The organism is Halioglobus sp. D3-4, assembly GCF_055809315.1.
Genome location: NZ_CM147907.1, coordinates 1,889,589 through 1,910,552 on the forward strand (window position 1 = coordinate 1,889,589; position 20,964 = coordinate 1,910,552).

20 protein-coding genes are annotated in these 20,964 nt (G+C 58.8%); 4 read left to right on the forward strand and 16 right to left on the reverse strand.

The window, feature by feature from the left end:
- Positions 1 to 30: 30 nt before the first annotated feature.
- The 13 genes from AC0L6S_RS08225 to gyrA form a co-directional block, all read right to left on the reverse strand.
- Positions 31 to 1,017: an MraY family glycosyltransferase gene (locus AC0L6S_RS08225; protein WP_473427939.1), complete on the reverse strand. Its 987-nt coding sequence runs from the start codon at positions 1,015 to 1,017 to the stop codon at positions 31 to 33.
- Entirely contained in the window at positions 1,014 to 1,955 is a 942-nt protein-coding gene (locus tag AC0L6S_RS08230) for an NAD-dependent epimerase/dehydratase family protein (RefSeq protein WP_473427940.1), read from the reverse strand. The genes AC0L6S_RS08225 and AC0L6S_RS08230 overlap by 4 nt, the downstream gene beginning before the upstream one ends.
- Before the next feature lie 62 nt (positions 1,956 to 2,017).
- The gene (locus AC0L6S_RS08235) at positions 2,018 to 2,422 is read right to left on the reverse strand and encodes a ComEA family DNA-binding protein (RefSeq protein WP_473427941.1); all 405 of its coding nucleotides are present in this window, start codon (positions 2,420 to 2,422) and stop codon (positions 2,018 to 2,020) included.
- A gap of 195 nt (positions 2,423 to 2,617) precedes the next feature.
- Positions 2,618 to 3,313, reverse strand: a complete 696-nt coding sequence (gene pyrF, locus AC0L6S_RS08240) for an orotidine-5'-phosphate decarboxylase (protein WP_473427942.1) — start codon at positions 3,311 to 3,313, stop codon at positions 2,618 to 2,620.
- On the reverse strand, positions 3,310 to 3,618 hold the full coding sequence (locus AC0L6S_RS08245) for a lipopolysaccharide assembly protein LapA domain-containing protein (protein ID WP_473427943.1): 309 nt from the start codon (positions 3,616 to 3,618) through the stop codon (positions 3,310 to 3,312). The genes pyrF and AC0L6S_RS08245 overlap by 4 nt, the downstream gene beginning before the upstream one ends.
- Before the next feature lie 82 nt (positions 3,619 to 3,700).
- On the reverse strand, positions 3,701 to 4,081 hold the full coding sequence (ihfB, locus tag AC0L6S_RS08250; RefSeq protein ID WP_473428573.1) for an integration host factor subunit beta: 381 nt from the start codon (positions 4,079 to 4,081) through the stop codon (positions 3,701 to 3,703).
- 121 nt (positions 4,082 to 4,202) lie between these two features.
- Positions 4,203 to 5,876 (reverse strand): 30S ribosomal protein S1, encoded by a 1,674-nt coding sequence (rpsA, locus tag AC0L6S_RS08255; RefSeq protein ID WP_473427944.1) that lies wholly within the window; start codon positions 5,874 to 5,876, stop codon positions 4,203 to 4,205.
- Between the two features lie 162 nt (positions 5,877 to 6,038).
- Positions 6,039 to 6,719, reverse strand: coding sequence for a (d)CMP kinase (gene cmk, locus AC0L6S_RS08260; protein ID WP_473427945.1), 681 nt, complete (start codon positions 6,717 to 6,719; stop codon positions 6,039 to 6,041).
- A gap of 6 nt (positions 6,720 to 6,725) precedes the next feature.
- A complete protein-coding gene (gene aroA, locus AC0L6S_RS08265; RefSeq protein WP_473427946.1) occupies positions 6,726 to 8,030 on the reverse strand; it encodes a 3-phosphoshikimate 1-carboxyvinyltransferase in 1,305 nt (434 codons plus the stop codon).
- A 10-nt stretch (positions 8,031 to 8,040) separates the two neighbouring features.
- Positions 8,041 to 8,949: a prephenate dehydrogenase/arogenate dehydrogenase family protein gene (locus AC0L6S_RS08270; RefSeq protein ID WP_473427947.1), complete on the reverse strand. Its 909-nt coding sequence runs from the start codon at positions 8,947 to 8,949 to the stop codon at positions 8,041 to 8,043.
- 8 nt (positions 8,950 to 8,957) lie between these two features.
- The gene (gene pheA / locus AC0L6S_RS08275; RefSeq protein WP_473427948.1) at positions 8,958 to 10,076 is read right to left on the reverse strand and encodes a prephenate dehydratase; all 1,119 of its coding nucleotides are present in this window, start codon (positions 10,074 to 10,076) and stop codon (positions 8,958 to 8,960) included.
- 8 nt (positions 10,077 to 10,084) lie between these two features.
- Positions 10,085 to 11,164: a 3-phosphoserine/phosphohydroxythreonine transaminase gene (serC, locus tag AC0L6S_RS08280; RefSeq protein WP_473427949.1), complete on the reverse strand. Its 1,080-nt coding sequence runs from the start codon at positions 11,162 to 11,164 to the stop codon at positions 10,085 to 10,087.
- Between the two features lie 36 nt (positions 11,165 to 11,200).
- The gene (gene gyrA, locus AC0L6S_RS08285; protein ID WP_473427950.1) at positions 11,201 to 13,852 is read right to left on the reverse strand and encodes a DNA gyrase subunit A; all 2,652 of its coding nucleotides are present in this window, start codon (positions 13,850 to 13,852) and stop codon (positions 11,201 to 11,203) included.
- 331 nt (positions 13,853 to 14,183) lie between these two features.
- Between gyrA and AC0L6S_RS08290 the strand changes: the two genes are divergently transcribed.
- The 4 genes from AC0L6S_RS08290 to AC0L6S_RS08305 are packed head-to-tail and all read left to right on the forward strand — an operon-like array spanning position 14,184 to position 17,687.
- The gene (locus AC0L6S_RS08290) at positions 14,184 to 15,524 is read left to right on the forward strand and encodes a TRZ/ATZ family hydrolase (RefSeq protein ID WP_473427951.1); all 1,341 of its coding nucleotides are present in this window, start codon (positions 14,184 to 14,186) and stop codon (positions 15,522 to 15,524) included.
- The gene (ubiG, locus tag AC0L6S_RS08295) at positions 15,521 to 16,231 is read left to right on the forward strand and encodes a bifunctional 2-polyprenyl-6-hydroxyphenol methylase/3-demethylubiquinol 3-O-methyltransferase UbiG (RefSeq protein WP_473427952.1); all 711 of its coding nucleotides are present in this window, start codon (positions 15,521 to 15,523) and stop codon (positions 16,229 to 16,231) included. The genes AC0L6S_RS08290 and ubiG overlap by 4 nt, the downstream gene beginning before the upstream one ends.
- The gene (locus AC0L6S_RS08300; RefSeq protein WP_473427953.1) at positions 16,231 to 16,932 is read left to right on the forward strand and encodes an HAD family hydrolase; all 702 of its coding nucleotides are present in this window, start codon (positions 16,231 to 16,233) and stop codon (positions 16,930 to 16,932) included. Before ubiG ends, AC0L6S_RS08300 begins: the two co-directional genes overlap by 1 nt.
- Complete coding sequence (locus AC0L6S_RS08305; protein ID WP_473427954.1) at positions 16,929 to 17,687, forward strand: YciK family oxidoreductase; 759 nt, start codon at positions 16,929 to 16,931, stop codon at positions 17,685 to 17,687. The genes AC0L6S_RS08300 and AC0L6S_RS08305 overlap by 4 nt, the downstream gene beginning before the upstream one ends.
- A 64-nt stretch (positions 17,688 to 17,751) precedes the next feature.
- Here the strand turns inward: AC0L6S_RS08305 and rluB are convergent, their stop codons facing one another.
- Genes rluB through AC0L6S_RS08320 form a run of 3 tightly spaced genes read right to left on the reverse strand, consistent with a single transcriptional unit; the run spans position 17,752 to position 20,641 of the window.
- Positions 17,752 to 18,720, reverse strand: a complete 969-nt coding sequence (gene rluB, locus AC0L6S_RS08310; RefSeq protein WP_473427955.1) for a 23S rRNA pseudouridine(2605) synthase RluB — start codon at positions 18,718 to 18,720, stop codon at positions 17,752 to 17,754.
- Positions 18,721 to 18,726: 6 nt separating this feature from the next.
- Positions 18,727 to 19,830 (reverse strand): SMC-Scp complex subunit ScpB, encoded by a 1,104-nt coding sequence (gene scpB / locus AC0L6S_RS08315; protein ID WP_473427956.1) that lies wholly within the window; start codon positions 19,828 to 19,830, stop codon positions 18,727 to 18,729.
- Between the two features lies 1 nt (position 19,831).
- Complete coding sequence (locus tag AC0L6S_RS08320; RefSeq protein WP_473428574.1) at positions 19,832 to 20,641, reverse strand: segregation and condensation protein A; 810 nt, start codon at positions 20,639 to 20,641, stop codon at positions 19,832 to 19,834.
- Between the last annotated feature and the right edge of the window lie 323 nt (positions 20,642 to 20,964).

A 20,964-nucleotide genomic window follows, 5' to 3' on the forward strand; every position in this document is an offset into this window, starting at 1 on the left:
CTATACAGCCGCACAATTAGGGTGTTTATTTTACGTCACTCTACCCACTTTCACCATGCCGCAGAGCAGGGGAAGGTATGCCAAAATTACCAAAAATAGTCTGTACTCAGGCCACATCTGTACGGCTGACGCCAAGGGCAGCAGCCACAATACGTTTATCGCCAACAACAGCAGATCGACTCTCAGGTGAGACTTCCAGTAACGGCTCAACCGCTGGTAGGCGTGGGAGCGATGGGGCTGGGTAAACTTCTGCCCGGTGATCATACGCCTAGCCAGCGTCCAGCTGGCATCGGTGACAAAAACGGCTGCCAACACCAGCCAGCACAGCGGATCCAACTGGCCCTGCACGGCCCCCAGCAGCGCCAGTCCCGCCATCAAAAAGCCTGTCGGTACGCTGCCGGCATCACCCATGAACAAACGGGCGGGCGGCGCATTCCAGGCCAAAAAACCACCGTGTGCAGCTGCAAGGATCAGGCAATAAAGGACATAGTTGTCATCGTGACCAGCGAGCCACGCCAACAGCGCCGCGCCGCTGCAGGCCAACACCGCCTGCAAGGCGGCAATGCCGTCGATACCGTCCATAAAATTGTACAGATTCAACGACCACAACATCACAAACGCGCCCAGCAATACATACACTGTATTGACAAACACTCCGGCAGAATTTGCTACGGATAGGAGAGAGGCTGCGGCGAACAGGCACACGATGCCGTACATCAACAGACGCCAGCGCACAGACAAACTACGCAAGTCATCGACGACACCAACCAGCGCCAATACCAGGGTACAGCCTGTCAATATAATCAAGGATACGCCCAGGGGACCGTATAAGGACGCGGCCAGTATCAGGCCCAGTACAAAAGCTACGAGCAATGCGATACCACCGCCATGGGGTGTCGGCAGGGAGTGTGAGCTACGCTCGTTGGGCGTATCCAGAATCTGTCGCCAGCGTGCGAAACGCTCATACAGGCCACACAGAATAATCGACAAGACCAACGTCACCAGAACGACCGTCATGACTTATGTCTCTGCGCGGACTCAACGTCCTTCATCGTGTCTGCAAGTGTGGTAACAGGGCGCCATGAAGTCGCCTGTATCACCGCTGCATTACTGTAAAGTTCCGTGCCAAAGAGTTTGTCGTAGGTGCTATCTCTCGCCCTGCGCGCTAGCGTATCCAAGAGACAGGCGCCCCACTGCCATGCCCGCTGTGGTAGCCAGGATATACCCCGGCCTTTGCCCTGGCTCTCACGCAACAGATCGTATATCTCCCGGGTGCTGTATGCCTGTGGTCCGCAGGCTATCCAGGTATACACGCCCAACGGCGGACGCTGTGCTGTCACGCACAGCAGTTCCACCAGATCGCTAAGCGCAATCATAGAGCGCCTGCCGACCGCAGGAGGGCGTGGCAGCCCCCAGCGCACCCCTGTCGCCAAAGCCTGAAGATTGCCCTTGGCCTCAGCACCGTAAACCAACGCAGGCCGCACGATAACGACCGACATACCCTGCCCGGTATATTCATCGCGCAGTGCGCACTCCGCCTGCCACTTGGACAGGCCATACGCATCGTTGGGCAGTATGCAGGCGGATTCTGTGCGCACGTCAGATGATGGCGGCGCACCCATCGCTTTCACACTGCTGAGAAAGACAAAACACCTGACGCCGGCTGCTGCCGCCAATCGGGCCAAGCGTAACGTTCCAGTATAATTAAGCGCGGCGTACGCTGAATCAGGCGCGCTTTGATGCGCGATACCCGCGAGGTGGAAAACAACATCCACGTCACGCAGCAGGCTGGCGTCTGGATCAGCGCGAGCGAGATCCACAGCAATGGTCGGTTGTCCGCTACCAAGCGGTTCACCGCGATAGCTCAACGGCACGAGGGAGTGACCGTACGCGACCAGTTGCTGGCAAAGCTGTCGACCGATAAACCCGGTCGCTCCGCTGACGAGACATTTCACTGTTCTAAATCACCGCTAAAAAAAGGGGGCAAAGGCCCCCTCATAATACGGATGCGGTTAGCTTATTCCAGTGTTATCACATCGCGATTCATGTCCAGGGTGGAGTTGCCTATACCGCTCACCTCAACCAGCTCATCAGCGGAAGCAAATGGGCCATACGCTTCGCGGTAGCGAACGATTTCTGCAGCACGGGCCTCACCCACGCCCTTGAGATTCGCCGCGAGGGTCTGTGCGTCAGCGGTATTGATATTGACTCGTGCTGCGGAGCTGGTTACCGCGGGTGTTGTCGGTACACTTTGCTCCTCCGCCAGTGCGGACGGTGTGCGCATCAGCATGCCTGCGCACAACAGCAATGCCATTATGAGGGCAGCTACTGCGACGCGACCGACCGCGCCCTGTTGGTTGATAATGTCCCTCGCTGCCAGCGCAGTCCGGGTATTGTGTTGTATCGAAGGGATATTGGTCATAGTAAAATCTCCATATAGGTTAACTGCATCCTTGCAGGCATCCGTACCGGAGAAAAGTCTAGCAGTGTTCTCGGGAAAGAGGGCCCCGGTGATCGCATTTGATAATACGGCGAACGCTGTAACCCGGTGGAACTGGCGCACGCAGCGGCAACACTGCTGCAAAATACAACGACAGTTTCGCCACCATGGCGCTGTTCAGCTTGCGGCCAATTCCTCGTGCACCCGTTGCAGCGCGGCCAGCGGATCATCCGCTGCAGTAATGGAGCGGCCTATGACGAGGTAATCCGAACCCAGTGCCAACGCTTTTGCCGGAGTCATCACACGGCGTTGATCGCCGGCGTCGTCACCCGCCAGCCGGATGCCTGGTGTCACCAGGAAAAAGGCTTCACCGCATTGCCTGCGCAATACCTCGGCTTCTTGAGCCGAGCACACCACACCATCCAGACCGCTTTTCATTGCCAGTGCCGCGAGCCGGGCAACCCGCTGTTGCGCGGTTTCGTTGTAGCCCAGTTCCTGTAAATCCTGATCCGACATACTGGTCAGCACCGTCACACCGAGCAGAATGGGCGGTTGACTGAAAGGTGCGAGTGCTTCCACCGCCGCCTCCATCATCCTGCACCCGCCGCTAGCGTGCACATTCACCATCCAGACGCCCAATTCGGCAGCCGCGCGCACGGCACCGGCAACAGTATTGGGGATATCGTGAAACTTCAGATCGAGAAACACCTCGAAACCGCGCTCCTGCAATTCTTCGACCAGTGCAGGTCCCGCCCGGGTAAAGAGTTCCTTACCGACCTTGACCCGACACAATGAGGGCGACAGGCGCTGTGCGAGATTGAGGGCCTCAGCCGCGGAAGGGAAATCCAGCGCTACGATAACCGGCTTTGTCATGCGCTCTTCGCCACTGCAGTCGCACCTTGCAACTTACTGGCCTCTTCGCGAGCGCGATCCAATTGTTTCTTGCAGGCACTGAGAGAGGCCCGTGTTCGCAGTAAAATTACAGAGGATACGATCATACCGAGCACGCCGCCGAGCGCGAAAGCTACCAGCACCCACAGCGCAAGACTCTGCGGTGCGAACGTGTACACCAAAAGATCCAGCGGTACGGCAGTTTCATTTTGCAGAGCGAACAGTACACTCGCTGCCAGCATGGCCAATACGACGATCACAGTAATAAGAGTTCGCAGTCGTTTCATCGGAATGCCCAGTTCAGTAAAAAGAAGTTAAAAAAAACGGTATGAGCTTTCGACCATACCGCCTGTTTGTGCCACAACACGCCTAATTTTCTAACTGTAAACCCAGATTGACCCGCTCCCGCAACTCCTTTCCAGGCTTGAAATGCGGTACATACTTGCCGGTCAGTTCAACCGCATCTCCTGTCTTTGGATTGCGCCCGCGCCGGGGTTCACGAAAGTGCAGCGAGAAGCTCCCAAAGCCACGGATTTCAATGCGCTCTCCATTGGCAAGCGCCTGTGACATATGTTCGAGAATGGTTTTCACAGCCAGCTCTACATCCTTCGCGGACAACTGGCTCTGCCGGGACAGTATCGTCTCAATCAGTTCGCTTTTGGTCATATCGCCCCCGTTCGAGGTATTCTTATGGCCTACTTTGTGGAACGGGTATTGTGTACCGCACTGAAATTTTTCGCAAGTCCTTATTTTTTAACGAAAAACTTCTAATCTCATGGCCTTGTTGGCAATTTCTCTACGGCAGAAACAAAAAAAGGGCTCACCGAAGTGAGCCCTTTCAGGGTCGAATCAACGCGCCTGACGCGCGCGATTATTCGCCCATTTGTGCCTTGATCAGGTCGCCGATAGTACCGGGAGAAGCTGTCTCGTTCTCAGTCTCCTTCAGAGACTTCACAGCCTCTTTCTCATCGTCGAAGTCCTTGGCTTTGATCGACAGTGACAGGCCGCGACTCTTGCGATCTACCGCAATAATCTTGGCTTCAACCGTGTCTCCCACTTTGAACGCACTGCGCGCATCTTCCACTTTCTCGCGGCTGATGTCGGATGCCTTCAGAATGCCTTCAACCTCGTCGGCCAGTTTGACCGTAACGGACTTGGCATCCACCTCGACCACTTCACCGGTTACGATCGCGCCGCGATCGTTCTCGGCAACATAGTTACCGAACGGGTCGTCTTCAAGCTGCTTGATACCCAGTGAAATACGCTCACGCTCAGAGTCGATGGACAGGATAACTGTCTCGATCTCGTCGCCTTTCTTGTAATTGCGAACGGCTTCTTCACCCGGCTCGTGCCAGCTGATGTCCGACAGGTGAACCAGACCATCGATGTTGCCTTCCAGGCCGATAAAAATACCGAAATCGGTGATCGACTTGATGTTGCCGGTGATTTTGGCACCTTTGGCGTACTGCTCTGCAAACGCGTCCCAGGGATTTTGCTGGCACTGCTTGATACCCAGAGAGATACGACGACGATCTTCGTCGATATCCAGTACCATCACCTCTACTTCATCACCGAGGCTGACGATCTTGGATGGGTGAACGTTTTTGTTGGTCCAATCCATTTCGGATACATGCACCAGGCCTTCAACACCCTCTTCCAGCTCGGCAAAGCAGCCGTAATCGGTGAGGTTGGTGATTTTGGCTTTGACGCGGCTGTTTTCCGGGTAGCGGCCAGTGATTTCCAACCAGGGATCTTCGCCCAGTTGCTTCAGGCCGAGGGATACACGGTTGCGCTCACGGTCGAACTTGAGAATCTTGACGTCGATTTCCTGACCCACTTCCACAATCTCGGAGGGGTGCTTGATGCGCTTCCACGCCATATCGGTAATGTGCAGCAAGCCGTCAACACCGCCGAGGTCAACAAACGCACCGTAGTCGGTCAGGTTCTTCACGATACCCTTGACAGACATACCTTCCTGCAGGGATTCCAGCAGAGCGTCGCGCTCGACGCTGTTCGCTGCTTCCATAACCGCGCGACGTGAAACCACCACGTTGTTGCGCTTCTGGTCCAGCTTGATAACTTTGAACTCGAGTTCCTTGCCTTCCAGGTGCACGGTTTCGCGCACTGGACGAACATCCACCAGAGAGCCTGGGAGGAATGCCCGGATAGTATTAATATCGACGGTAAAGCCACCCTTGACCTTGCCATTGATAATACCGGTAACCACTTCGTCGGCTTCGTGCGCGGCTTCCAGATCCTTCCAGGACTCGGCACGCTTGGCCTTTTCACGCGACAGCTTGGTCTCGCCGAAGCCATCTTCCACGGCTTCCAGCGCAACCTGTACTTCGTCGCCGATGCTCAGCGCGCAATCGCCGTTGGCATCAATAAACTGTGCACGGGGGATAACACCTTCGGACTTCAAGCCCGCGTGTACGGTGACCCACTCGTTATCTATGTCGATGACAACACCGGTTACAATTGCACCGGGTTTCATATCGACGGTTTTCAGACTCTCTTCAAATAGTTCGGCGAAGGATTCGCTCATTACTTAGCACCTGTATGGTTTGATCGAGACAAGGATCTGTCTCTACCGCGCCTCCAGTCGGCCCGGGTTATCCAAATTAAACTGCTTTCCTAACCCTGACTGGAATCAGTTGGAAAAACAGTAAGTTACACCATTGAAAAAGGAATTAAGGGCCGAGGACGGCTAGATAAAACCTCTGTTTTTCACTGCCAGCAGAACCTGCTCAAACACGTCGGTAACGGGCGTGTCACTGCTGTCGATGACAATGGCATCTTCGGCGGGCACCAAAGGGGCGATTGCGCGGTTGCTATCGCGCTCATCTCGCTCCTGTATATCCGCCAGAAGGCGCGGGAGACTAACACTTTCTCCCTTTGCAATCAACTGCTTATAGCGCCGCTCGGCCCGCTCTTCGGCGCTCGCGGTGAGGAAGAATTTGAGGGGGGCGTCGCGAAAAACCACAGTGCCCATATCGCGGCCGTCGGCGACCAGACCGGGCGGCTGCATGAAGTCGCGCTGCCTGGCCAGCAGGGCCTCGCGCACAGCGGGTATAGCAGCCACGGTTGAGGCGCCACGCCCGCCCTCTTCCGTGCGCATGGCAGCGCTCACATCGACACCTTTATACTCCACCAGTATTTCACCGCTGTCGGCGAGAATGAACTTTACATCGAGGTGCCGGGCGATCTCAGCCACCGCGCTGTGATCTTCCCAGCTGACACCCTCGATAACACAGGCCTGGCCAGTAACGCGATACAGGGCACCGCTGTCCAGCAGATGCCAGCCGAGGTGATCGGCCAACATGTGGCTGATGGTGCCCTTGCCGGCTCCTGAGGGCCCATCGACGGTAATCACCGGCACACTGGCCACGCTCAGTTAACCTGCTACCGTGTTAATAGACAATCCAAGGTGGCGCGCTAGCGTGTCGAAGCCGGGGAAGGATGTCGCCACGTGATCACAGTCCTGCACGGTGATCTCGCCGCTGGCGCGCAATGCCGCAATGGCAAACGACATAGCGATGCGGTGGTCATTGTAAGTGGTGATAACACCGCCCCCCATCTCACCGCCCTCTATGATGATACCGTCGTCCAGTATCTCATTGCTCACACCGAGCGTACTCAAGCCCTCCGCCATCGCGGCGATACGGTCACTCTCCTTCACTCGAAGTTCTTCGGCACCGTGCAGCACGGTGCGCCCATCGGCGCAGGCGGCCGCTATAAAAATGGCCGGAAATTCGTCAATCGCCAGCGGCACCTGATCCGGCGGAATCTCGATACCGTGCAGCGGAGCATAGCGAACACGGATATCCGCGACCGGTTCACCACCAACTTCACGCTCGGCCTGCAGCGTAATATCCGCGCCCATCAGTCGCAGGATATTGATCACGCCAATACGGGTGGGATTGATGCCAACATGCTCGAGTAGCAGGTCGGAACCCGGCGCGATGCTCGCACCGACCAGAAAAAATGTGGCCGAGGAAATATCCGCCGGCACCTCGATATCGCAGGCCTGCAGGCGGCCGCCACCGTGCAAGGCTATCTCGGCGCCATCGGAGTTCACTTCATAGCCAAAGCCCCGCAGCATACGCTCGGTGTGATCGCGCGTCGGGGCGGGCTCGGTGACAGAGGTTCTGCCCTGACTGTACAACCCGGCCAGCAGACAACAGGATTTTACCTGCGCGCTCGCCATTGGCAGATCGTAGTGGATTCCCTGTAATTGCTGGCCACCGCGAATCTTGAGTGGCGGCCTGCCGCCTTCGGCAGAGCCGATGCTCGCCCCCATTTTAGTCAGCGGATCGATCACGCGTCCCATCGGGCGGCTGCACAGCGAGGCATCACCGGTGAGTTCAGTATCGAATGGCTGGCCGGCCAACAGGCCGCAGAGCAGGCGCATACCGGTACCGGCATTGCCGAGATCCAGGGCATGCGCGGGCGCTTTTAGCCCGTGCAGGCCGACGCCATGCACCGTCACATTGCCGTTGTCCGGCCCCTCTATCTCCACACCCATCGCGCGAAACGCCGCCAGTGTGGCCAGTGCATCCTCCCCTTCCAGAAAGCCGTTAACGCGGGATGTACCCTCGGCCAGTGCGCCGAGCATAATGGCGCGGTGAGAGATCGATTTATCACCCGGAACTCGGGCTGCACCCTTGAGAGTACCGCCGGGCTGTAACTTGAAATGCATAACGTAAACCTTAAGGTCGTTTTGAATCGCTGCGCCGGGCCAGAAGAGCGGCAAATTCATCCCGGGCCCGCTTGGCCCTGGAGAAGGTGGTCATGAGCGTGTCGGCATCGCCGGCCTCCACCGCGGCGCGCAGGCCGCCCATGTGCTCACTGAACAGGTCGATCGCATCCAGCAGTGCCGACTTGTTGGCCAGCGCGATATCGCGCCACATGGTCGGGTCGCTGGAGGCGATGCGGGTAAAATCGCGAAAGCCGCCGGCCGCGCAGCGGAATATATCATCGCTGGCATCCGAGGACGCCAGCGCATCCACCAACGCATAGGCCAGCAAGTGGGGAAGGTGACTGGTCGCGGCGAGTACGGCATCGTGGCGCTCCACGCTCATATCCAGCACCTCGGCGCCGGTGCTCTCCCACATCGCGCGCACCAGTGCCACTGCCGCCGCATCATTGTTTTCTTCCGGCGTCAGGATAACCCGGTGGTTGACGAACAGATTGGTGTCCGCGGCTTCCACACCGCTGTGCTCTGAACCGGCGATCGGGTGACCCAACACCAGCTGCGGCGGTACGGCACCCGCGATGGCGACAGCGGCATCGCGCAGGCTGCCCTTGACGCTGGCGACATCGGTAATCACGGGTCCGCCGGAGCGGCCTTGCAGACGCGGTAAGATTTGCGCCAGCATTTTTTCGGCCGTCAGTGTGGGCGTGCAGATCACGACGATGTCGGCGCGCGCTACCGCAGCATCCAGATCCAGTGTAAATTCATCGATAACGCCCAGTTCCACGCCGCGCACCAACGAGGGTTCGCGGTGCCCGCAGCCGATGAAATGCTTGCTGAACCCGCTGTGGCGCAGGGCCTTGGCCAGAGACCCACCAATCAGGCCCAGCCCGACAATCACGACTGTATCGGCAGCGTAATTCACGCGGCTATCTATAACAGCGCCTGGGGATAGGACCCCAACGGCTTCAACATGATGGACTGTTCTTCCAGTTCCTCCATGATTGCCGCGATTTTCTCATCGCGCAAATGGCCTTCAAACTCGATAAAGAACACATAGGCCCACTTCTCGGTGCGCGACGGCCGCGTATCGATACGCGTGAGACTGACATTGCCGCGCCTGAATGGCTCCAGCAGACTGAAGAGCGCGCCGGGCTTGTTGCGGCTGGCGACGATAATAGAGGTCTTGTCGCGGCCACTGGGCAGGACTTCCTCGCGCCCGATAATCAGGAACCGCGTGGTGTTGTCGGCGTAGTCCTCAATGTGCGTGGCCAGTGCCTCAAGTTGATACCGCTCCAGCGCCATATCACCGGCCACCGCCGCCACTCCCGGTGTCTGTGCGGCCATCCGCGCAGCCTCACCATTGCTGCTGACCGCTTCGCGCTCCAGCTGTGGCCAGTGTTTATCGAGCCACGAACGACACTGGGCGAGCGCCTGCTGGTGTGCACAAATTCGGGTGATATCGCCCTCAGCCGTGCCCGGCGCTACCAGCAGGTGCAGCCCGATACGCATTTCCACTTCGCCGGATATCTGCAGCGGCGAATCCATGAAATTGTCCAGCGTATGACTGACCATGCCCTCCGTCGAATTCTCGACGGGTACCACACCGTAGTGACACTCACCCGACTCCACCTGGGAAAACACCATGTCGATCGTTGCCTGTGGCACACAGACGGCCGCGTGACCGAAGTGCTTGATGGCCGCCGCCTGCGTGAACGTGCCCTCGGGGCCGAAGTAGGCAACCTGCAGCGGCTTTTCCAGCGCGAGACAGGCAGACATGATTTCACGAAAGATATGCGCCATGTTGGCGCCTTCCAGCGGGCCCTCATTTCGGCTGATAATGCGTTGCAGGACCTGTGCCTCGCGCTCCGGGCGATAGAACACAGGCTCGACACTGGTTTCGCCGCGCGCATGGGCCTCGGCCACTTCGGCCAGCTTGATTTCGGCCACACGCTGCGCGCAGCGCGCACGCTTACTGATCAGAGCCTGAATTTCCTGATCGATAGCATCGATATCTGCCCGGACCTGCTCTAGATTCCTGCTGTCAGCCATAAGTGGTTTTAACCGTTACGTTGCTCAAAATCCTGCATAAAGGCGATCAGCGCATCCACGGCCTCTTCACTCACAGCATTGTAAATACTGGCGCGCATACCACCCACCGAGCGATGCCCTTTCAGGTTGAGTAAGCCAGCTGCCTCGGACTCCTGCAGAAACAGCTTGTCCAGATCGGCATTGGCCAGAATGAAAGGCACATTCATCAGCGAGCGGCTCGCGATCTCCACCGGGTTACTGTAAAAATCACTGCCATCGATCGCCGCGTACAATTTCTCCGCCTTGCGACGGTTGACGACTTCGATAGCGGACACACCGCCCTGCTCCACCAGCCAGTCAAACACCAGACCGGCGAGATACAGCGCATAGGTCGGCGGCGTGTTGTACATGGAATCGTTATCTGCCGCGATCTGCCAGTTGAGCATCGCCGGGCACAACGGGTGCGCCTTACCCAGAAGGTCGCGCCGCACGATCACCAGAGTCAAGCCAGCCGGGCCGATATTTTTTTGCGCACCGGCATAAATAACACCGTAATCCTCCACGCGAATCGCACGCGACAGAATCGTCGATGACATATCCGTCACCAGCGGCACATCGACCTGCGGTGTCCAGAAGAATTCGACGCCGCCAATCGTCTCATTGGCCACATAGTGAAAATACGCGGGGTCTGCGCCCAATTGCCAGGAAGATTGCGGCGGAATCGTGGAGAAATTGCTCTCCTTACCACTGGCGACGACATTCACCTCGCCGTAGCGCTGTGCTTCCTCAATGGCTTTCTTGGACCACTGTCCTGTATTGATATAGTCCGCCCCGGCCTTGTCGCCGAGCAGGTTCAGGGGAACTGCGGAGAACTGCGTACTGGCACCGCCCTGCAGGAACAACACGGCGTAGTCATCGGGAATCCCCAGCAGGCTGCGCAGGGTTTGCTCCGCATGCTTCGCAACCCCCACAACCTCGGCGCTGCGATGGCTCATTTCCATCAATGACAGGCCCTTGCCATGCCAGTCCAGCATGTCGTCGCGGGCAATTTCAAGAACCGGTTCCGGCAGTGATGCCGGTCCGGCGCAAAAGTTATAGCAGCGGGTCATTGTACTTACGTCCTCAACAGATTGGAGAATGCCGCGTCAGTCGGCGTTGTCTTCGGTGCTATCAGGTTCGGTGCTATCAGGTTCGGTGCCTTCAGGTTTGGCACTGACAGATTCCGGGCCTGCTTGGGGTTCCGCACCGGATTCGGATTCCGGCAGTTCATCGGGCTCCTCAATACGCTGCACGCCCACCAGGCTTTCGCCCTCCTTGGTGCGGATGACACGCACACCCTGCGTGTTGCGACTGAGCACAGACACTTCGTCGGTGCGCGTGCGCACGAGGGTGCCCTGATTGGAAATCAGCATCAGCTCATCGCCGTCAAAGACCTGTACCGCGCCGACCATATCGCCGTTGCGCTCACTGGTGGACATCGCGATCAGACCCTTGCCGCCGCGCCCTTTGGTGGGGAAGTCATCGACCTGGGTACGCTTGCCGTAACCGTTCTCACTGACTGTCAGCACCATGCCGGCTTCCTGCGGAATGATCAGGGAGATCATGCGGTGCCCTTCGCCCAGGCGTATGCCGCGGATACCGCGCGCCGTGCGGCCCATTTTGCGCACATCGGTTTCTTTGAAACGAACGGCTTTGCCTTCGGAGCTGAACAGCATGACATCGCTATCGCCCTCGGTGATCGCCGTGCCGACCAGCACATCGCCCTCGTCCAGTTGCAGCGCGCGCAAACCTACGCTGCGCTGGCGGGCGAAGTCTGTCAGCGGTGTTTTCTTGACGGTGCCGTTGGCTGTCGCCATGAAGATGTAGTGGCCCTCGGTGTACTCTTCCACCGGCAGGATAGAGGTCACGCGCTCACCCTCTTCCAGCGGCAGCAGATTGACCATCGGGCGCCCGCGGGAATTCCTGCCCGCCAGCGGTATCTGGTAGACCTTCAGCCAGTACACTTTACCCAGATTGGAGAAACACAGAATCGTCGCATGGGTGCTGGCGATCAACAGGTGCTCGACGAAATCCTCATCCTTCACGGCCGTTGCCGACTTGCCCATGCCACCGCGGCGCTGTGCTTGATAGTCGCTCAGCGGCTGCGTTTTGGCGTAACCGCCGTGGGAGATCGTGACTACCCTGTCCTCTTCGGTGATCAAATCCTCTACCGTCAGGTCATGCTGTGAAGCGGTAATTTCGGTGCGACGCTCGTCGCCGAACTCGGTGACGATCTCTTCCAGTTCTTCACGGATGACCAGCTTTAGGCGCTCCGGATCGCCGAGAATATCGAGGAAATCCGCGATTTCACGCAGTTTTTCCTGATACTCGTTGAGCAGCTTTTCATGTTCAAGACCTGTGAGTCGATGCAGGCGCAACTCGAGAATCGCCTGCGCCTGGGCGGGTGACAGCAGGTATTTGCCGTCGTGCAGGCCATACTGCGGCTCCAGCTCATCGGGGCGGCAGGCATCGGCGCCGGCGCGCTCGAGCATGCCGGTGACATCGCCCGGCAACCAGGGCTGCGCAAGTAGTTTTTCCTTCGCTTCAGCCGAACTCGGAGACGCTTTAATCAGTTCAATAATCGGATCGATATTGCTCAGGGCAATCGCCAGACCTTCGAGAATATGCCCGCGCTCCCGCGCTTTTCGCAGCAGGTAAATCGTGCGCCGTGTCACTACTTCCCGGCGGTGGCGGATAAAGGCTTCCAGAATTTCCTTGAGGTTCAACAGCTTGGGCTGGCCATCGACCAGCGCCACCATGTTGATCCCGAATACCGACTGCATCGCCGTCTGCGCGTACAGGTTGTTGAGAACCACGTCGCCAATTTCACCGCGGCGCAATTCGATAACCACGCGCATGCCATCCTTGTCGGATTCATCGCGCAGCTCGGTAATACCCTCAATGTTCTTTTCTTTTACCAGCTCCGCGATCTTCTCGATCAGGCGGGCCTTGTTCAACTGATAAGGCAGCTCATGGATCAGGATAATATCCTTGCCGCGCTTCTCGTCGTGAATGACCTCGGCCTTGGCGCGCACATAAATCCGGCCGCGCCCGGTGCGATAGGCCTGAATGATGCCGGCCCGGCCATTGATTATACCGGCCGTCGGGAAGTCGGGGCCGGGTATGTGTTCCATCAGCTCGTCGACCGTCAGGTCCGGATCGCGAATCAGCGCCAGACAGCCGCTGACCACCTCAGTGAGGTTGTGCGGTGGGATATTGGTGGCCATACCCACGGCGATACCGGAGGAGCCGTTGATCAGCAGGTTGGGGACCCGGGTGGGCATGACGGCGGGAATACGTTCAGTGCCGTCATAGTTGTCGACGAAATCAACGGTTTCCTTGTCGAGATCCGCCAGAATGGAGTGCGCAATCTTGCGCATGCGGATTTCGGTGTAACGCATGGCCGCCGCGGAATCACCGTCCACCGAGCCGAAGTTGCCCTGCCCATCCACCAGCATATAGCGCAGGGAGAACGGCTGGGCCATGCGGACGATGGTGTCGTACACCGCAGAGTCTCCGTGCGGATGGTATTTACCGATCACATCCCCCACCACGCGGGCAGATTTCTTGTACCCCTTGTTCCAGTCGTTGCTGAGCTCGTTCATCGCAAACAGCACGCGCCTGTGCACCGGTTTCAAGCCGTCTCGCACATCGGGCAGAGCCCGCCCCACGATCACGCTCATCGCGTAGTCGAGGTAGGACTGCTTCATCTCGTCTTCAATATTGACGGGGAGGATTTCTTTGGCTAATTCACCCATTTACTGGAACTTCCTTGACTGGCTGCGAACGCATCTTAAGGACAACGGTTAATTCTTATACAGGGCCATTTTCCAGCAACGCTGAATTTAAGCGTAAATACTTCAGAATCAATGCTGTAGTGCCCCGAAATCAAACCGCCGATTATACGGGATTTTGCGGTGCTACCGCCACGTTTTTGCAGAAAATCGACGCCTTTAGGGCAGCTTCGCCCGATTTGTGGTTATACTTTCGCGCCGGCCGCCCAATTCCCGCCAACCAGCGGGTCTGGAGCTGTCGGGCAGCACCTTCAGACACGCCCGGGATTACGCGGGGAAACAGGAAAATAGACACATGAGTTCACCACCAAGCACTGTCGACACACTGATCCACGCCGGCTGGATCGTGCCGGTACTGCCCCACGGGAAGGTACTGGAAAATCACAGCATTGCGATAACTGACGACAAGATTTCTGCCCTGCTCCCGCGTGATGATGCACAATCCATTGAGGCCAAGCAGGTTATCGAGCTACCCGGACATGCACTGCTGCCTGGGCTGATCAACTGCCACGGCCACGCCGCGATGACCCTGTTGCGCGGCTATGCGGACGACACCCCGCTGATGCCCTGGCTGGAAGAGCACATCTGGCCGGCAGAAGGGGCTCATGTCAGTGAAGAATTTGTCACCGATGGCACCGAGCTGGCCATCGCCGAGATGATACGCTCCGGCACCACCACCTTCAGCGATATGTATTTCTTCCCCAATGCCTGCGCAGCCACTGCGCAGAGACTGGGTATGCGCTGCCAGATTACCTTCCCTATCTTTGATTTCCCGACCGCCTGGGGGCAGGACGCAGACGATTACATCAGCAAGGGACTCGCCCTGCGTGATGACTACAAGCACAGCCCGCTGGTGACAGTGGTATTCGGCCCACACGCACCCTATACCGTATGCGAGGCCAATCTGGCCAAGGTTGCGACGCTGGCGGCCGAGCTGGACACCCCCGTGCATATACACCTGCACGAAACCGCAGGCGAAGTGCTGCTGGCAGTTGAACAATGCGGCGAGCGGCCGCTGGATACGCTGCACCGCCTCGGCCTACTAGGCCCCAGAACCCAGTGTGTCCACATGACAGACCTGGGTGACCAGGATATCGCGCTGCTGGCGGAAACAGGCGCCCATGTGGTGCACTGCCCGCAATCGAATATGAAATTGGCATCCGGTTCCTGCCGCGTCAGCACATTGATGACGCAGGGCGTGAATGTCGCGCTGGGCACTGACAGCGCCGCCAGCAACAATGATCTCAACCTGTTTGGCGAGCTGCAGAGCGCGGCGCTGCTAGCGAAACTGCACTCACAGGACGCCACCTCGCTGCCCGCAGCCGACGCCCTCGCAATGGCCACTATCAATGGCGCCAGGGCAATGGGTCTGGAAGACCAGATCGGCAGCCTGGAGGCGGGCAAGCAGGCCGATCTGATCGCGGTGGACCTGAGCGGCCCGGAGACACAACCCCTCTACAACCCGCTGTCACAGCTGGTTTACGCCTGTAACGGCAGCCAGGTGAGCCACAGCTGGATAGCCGGCCAACCCTTAATGGCCGACCGCAAATTATTGCGGGTCGACCTCAATGCACTCTCGCCCCGCATCAGCGCGTGGCAACAACGGATCGCGAAAACCGCAGGCGCAGCACAATGAGCACTGAACTGAATGTAGACCCTCAGGAAATCGCCAAATTCGAGGCGCTGGCCTCACGCTGGTGGGATCGCGGCAGCGAATTCAAGCCGCTACACGAGATCAACCCGCTGCGCGCCAACTACATCGACGAGCACTCCCCCGTGGCCGGAAAGCGGCTGGTGGATGTCGGCTGCGGCGGCGGCATTCTGGCCGAGGCGATGGCGCAGCGCGGTGCAACCGTCACCGGCATCGACATGGGCGAGGCGCCACTGGCCGTGGCCCGGCTGCATCAACTGGAATCCGGTGTCGAAGTCGACTACCAGCAATCCACTGCTGAACAATTGGCCGCCAAGGAAGGCGCATCGTTCGATATCGTTTGCTGCCTCGAAATGCTGGAGCATGTGCCGGACCCGGGCGCCGTTATAGCGGCCTGTGCCGCTCTGGCAAAACCCGGCGGCTCAGTGTATTTCTCCACCATCAATCGCAACCCCAAGGCCTTTGCGTTCGCGATTGTCGGTGCCGAGCATATCTTGCAACTGTTGCCGGCGGGTACACACGAGTACGCCAAGTTCATCAAACCCTCGGAGCTGGCAGCGTGGATGCGCGAGGCGGGGCTGCTGCTTGAGGGCATGACTGGCCTGACCTACAACCCGCTGAGCCGACGCTACCGCCTGAAGGAATCGGATGTCAGCGTCAATTACATGGTACGCGCGGTGAAGCCGAACTGATGACACCGCGACCCGCCTTCCCGAAAACACTGCGCGCTGTCCTGTTCGACCTCGACGGCACTCTGGTGGATACCGCCGACGAATTCGTCCCCGTGGTGCAAACCCTGCGGGCCGAGTACGGCCGCGACCCCATGGACCCGGCGCTGATACGCGCCTCGGTATCCAATGGCGCGCGCGCACTGGTCAGCCTGGGCCTGGATATGCAGGAGGACGCGCCGGAGTTTGAGCGCAACCGCTTGCGCCTGCTGGAACTCTATAGCGAGGTGCTGGGCACGCTCGCCACCCCCTATCCCGGTATCGTGGAACTGCTTGAACGCCTACAGGAACAGGGTATTGCCTGGGGCGTCTCCACCAACAAGCCGCGCGCCTACACCGCGCCGCTGATGGACAAGCTGGATATCCAGCCGCCGCCGAGCAGCATTGTCTGCCCGGACGACATTGCCAACCGCAAGCCGCACCCGGAGTCGCTCTATCGCAACTGTCGCGATCTCGGCTGCGCTCCCCACGAAGCGATCTACGTGGGCGACCACCTGCGTGACATAGAAGCCGGTCGCAGCGCCGGCATGTATACCATCGCCGCCTGCTACGGTTATATCGAAGCGGACGACGATCCACAGCGCTGGGGCGCGAATGTCGCCGCACAACACAGCACCGACCTGCTCGCACTGATTCTGGGCAGCCAACAACAGGACATCGCATGACAAGCCTTCTGATCCCCGACAATTACACGCCGCGCAGCGACCTGCTGGAAGGGAAAACCATACTGGTCACCGGTGCCGGCGACGGTATTGGCCGCACTGCCGCACTCACTTATGCCAACCATGGGGCGACAGTTTTACTGTTGGGCCGCACCGGCAGCAAGCTGGATGCGGTGTACGATGAAATTGAGACCGCCGGCGGCGCCAAACCGGCGATTATAGAAATGGACCTGTCCACGGCCACGGAGGAAAGCTACATCAACCTGGCCGCCAGCCTGGGCGAGGCGTTCCCCTGTCTCGACGGCATTTTGCACAACGCTGCACTGCTGGGCGAGCGACGCCCGATCTCCGACGCCGGTTACGCCGCGTGGACGGAGGTAATGCAGGTCAATGTCAACGCCCAGTTCCTTCTCACTCGCTACCTGCTACCGCTACTGCAACAGGCACCGAGTGCGTCCATCATACTGACATCCTCAGGCGTGGGCCGCACCGGCAAGGCTTACTGGGGCGCGTATGCGGTATCCAAATTTGCCACGGAAGGGTTTATGCAGGTGCTGGCCGATGAACTGGAGAACATCTGCAAGGTGCGCGTGAACACGCTGAACCCGAGAGGCACGAACACCGCGATGCGCAGGGCGGCGTATCCCGCTGAGGAGCCGACTAAAAATCCTTCGCCGGAGGACATTATGGGGCCGTATCTTTATCTGATGGGTGATGACAGTGTCGGGGTTACTGGCAAGGCGTTTGATGCACGTTAGCTTGTTTATATGCGGATATCGGAACCGGCGTTAACCTGTGCCAGGCGTATTATTGCAACACCAGTTATGATCGGCCGCGTTTCTTCGGAGTGCCGCCACCCGGTGCTCCGCGGCTGTGGCCTCCACGGCCGTGGCGCTTGCCGAACTGGCGCTCCATCACCTCGCGTTCCTTGTCGGTGCTGCGCGCCTGTTCTTTGGGTGCCAGGTTGGCCAGGCGATAAAGTGATTTAACCTCAGAGCGCTCCAGTTCGGTCCACTGGCCCTGCTTGACCTTGGAGGGGATGAAAACATCGCCATAGCGCACGCGCTTGAGTCGGGATACGGTCAATCCCTGGGATTCCCACAGGCGCCGCACCTCGCGATTGCGCCCTTCCATCAGCACTACGCAGAACCAGCGGTTGATGCCGCCCTTGCCGATTTGCTGGATGTCGGTGAAGCGCGCCATACCGTCCTCCAACATCACCCCTTCGCGCATGCGATCGAGCATTTCATCCTGCACATCGCCCATTACGCGCACCATGTATTCGCGCTCGATATTGGATGAAGGGTGCATCAGGCCGTTGGCCAATTCACCATCGGTGGTGAACAGCAGCAAGCCGGAGGTGTTGAAATCGAGGCGACCGATGGAAATCCAGCGGCCTGTTTTGAGGTTGGGCAGACGCTCGAATACCGTGCGACGCCCCTCGGGATCATTGCGCGAGCAGACCTCACCGGTAGGCTTATGGTAGAGAATGCACCGCGCTTCCTCGGCCGGTGGTGGGTCCAACTGGCGGCCATCCACGGTCAACCGGTCGCGCGCTTCAACGCGATCGCCAAGTCGGGCGACCTTGCCATTGACCGTTACCCTACCGGCCTCGATCCAGCGCTCCATCTCCCGTCGCGAGCCCAGGCCGGTTCGCGCCAGTACCTTCTGCAGCTTTTCACCGACGGCGGAATCTGCCGCGGGGGCCTTGGCGTCAGCGGACTTGCTTCTGGCACTTGCGGGCTGCTTTTCCTGCAGACGGGGTGCGTCCCTATGGGACTTCTTTGCCATGGCCGGTCAGCCCTGCGATTCGGGTTTGGAGGACGTGCTGTCGGTGTACTCACTCTGCTCTGGATCGGCGGCCTGTTCGCTGCCTGTGTCGGCATCGGCAACCGGCTCACCCGACCCGGACTGCGATTCTGATTGCGACTCCGTGCCTGACTCCGGTTCAGTTTCCGCTTGTGCGGCACGGGCTTCGAGTTCATCCACGGCCTCGTCCAGCGTAACGGACTCACCGGCATCGTCGCTGTCGGGCGGCGTATGCGCCGTACCTCCGACGACGGACAGTCCTGGACCGTACCCGGCCTCTATCGCTGGTTCCGAATCGCTGGAGTGTTCCGGTTCTTGTTCCGGTGCTAAGCCTGACTCCGATTCTAACTGTGCCGACGCGTTTGATTCTGTCGCCGAATCTGCATCTGCCTCCGGGCCTGACTCTGGCTGCGATACAGCCTCAATCGATGAATCAGAATCTGCTCCCTGCGCCTGTTCTGAGTCCTGCTCTGAATCCTGTTCTGAATCTAGCCCCTGTCCCTGTTCTTGCTCCTGCGCCAGCCCCGGCACCGGGTCGGTAAAGCCCAGCTCAGCATTGAGCGTCTCAAGGTCGCGGATTTCCGCCAGCGCGGGCAACTGATCCAGTGTTTTCAGGCTGAAATAATCCAGAAACTGACGCGTAGTGGCATACATAGCGGGGCGGCCCGGCACATCGCGGTGCCCCACGACCCGAATCCACTCGCGTTCATGCAGGGTTTTGATGATGTTGGAGCTCACGGCTACGCCGCGGATTTCTTCAATTTCGCCGCGCGTGATGGGCTGGCGGTAGGCAACCAGCGCCAGCGTTTCGAGCAGTGCACGCGAATACTTTTGTGGACGCTCATGCCACAGGCGACCCACCCATGGGCTCAGTGACTGGCGTACCTGGTAGCGAAAGCCACTGGCGACTTCCTGCAGTTCAAAGCCCCGGTCCTCACAGCGCGCCTGCGCCTCGGTAAGCGCCTCTTTAATGGCCGTATTGTCTGGCCGCTCATGTTCCTCGAACAGCTCCGCCAAATTGGCGACCGTCAGCGGCTTATCGGCAGCCAGCAGCGCGCCTTCGACAATCTGAACCAAACCGATTTCCGACATATTATTCTGACCTTGCCTTGACGTGGATCGGGCCAAAAATCTCTGTCTGCACGATTTCCACGAGTGATTCCTTAATAAGCTCCATGATGGCCAGGAAAGTCACCACGACTCCCAGCCGCCCCTCGGTGACACTGAACAGTGAAACAAAAGGGACAAACTGCTGGCCAGCCAAGCGCTCCAATACCTCGCTCATACGCTCCCGTGTGGACAGTGCTTCGCGCTCAACATGGTGACTTGCGAACATATCTGCCCGACGCATTACCTCGCCCATCGCCAGCAACAGTTCGCGCATTTCCACGTGCGGCTCGGGCCGCTCGCGATTCAATTCCGGCGGTGCGGCGCTGCCCACCCATGTATCCCGCTCGACGCGCGGCAATTCCTCTATCTCCTCCGCTGCCTTCTTGAAGCGCTCATACTCCTGCAGGCGCCGGATAAGTTGCGCGCGCGGATCTTCCTCGTCTTCATCTACGTCGCTGGCGCGGGGCAGCAACATACGCGACTTGATCTCGGCCAGCATGGCAGCCATCAGCAAGTATTCTGCCGCCAGCTCAAACTGCATCGCATCCATCAGTTCCACATACTGCATGTACTGCTCGGTGATGCGGGAGACGTCGATATCGAGAATATCCAGATTCTGCCGCTTGATCAGGTACAGCAGCAGGTCCAGCGGGCCCTCAAAGGCCTCCAGGAAGACCGCCAGCGCCTGAGGTGGGATGTACAGGTCCTTGGGGAATTCAGTAAGCGTTTTACCCATCACCACCGCGAAGGGCATTTCGCCCTGCTGCGGCCCAACGCCTACCTGTGCAGACATGGGTGTCACTGCGGAGGGCGCTGTGAGCGCCCCCTCAGGAGCGGTCTCACTGGCCGTATCACCGTTGTCTGTGGCTTCTGTATTGGATTCGTTGGCTGACACTGTAATTACCTGACTTTAGGTGGGCGATAGTATACCTGAGTAAATGCCTAAAGCGTGAGAAGGAATACGCCAGACGCGCGCTGGGGCCGCCTGCGCGCGCGAAGCTACTCAGTGGGCTCACTGGGGCGGCTCTGCAGAACCCCCCTCAGAGCGCAAAACGGGCCGCACAACGCGTCGACACCACCAAATCCTTGAAAAAAATCGTGGATATCCGGCGATAT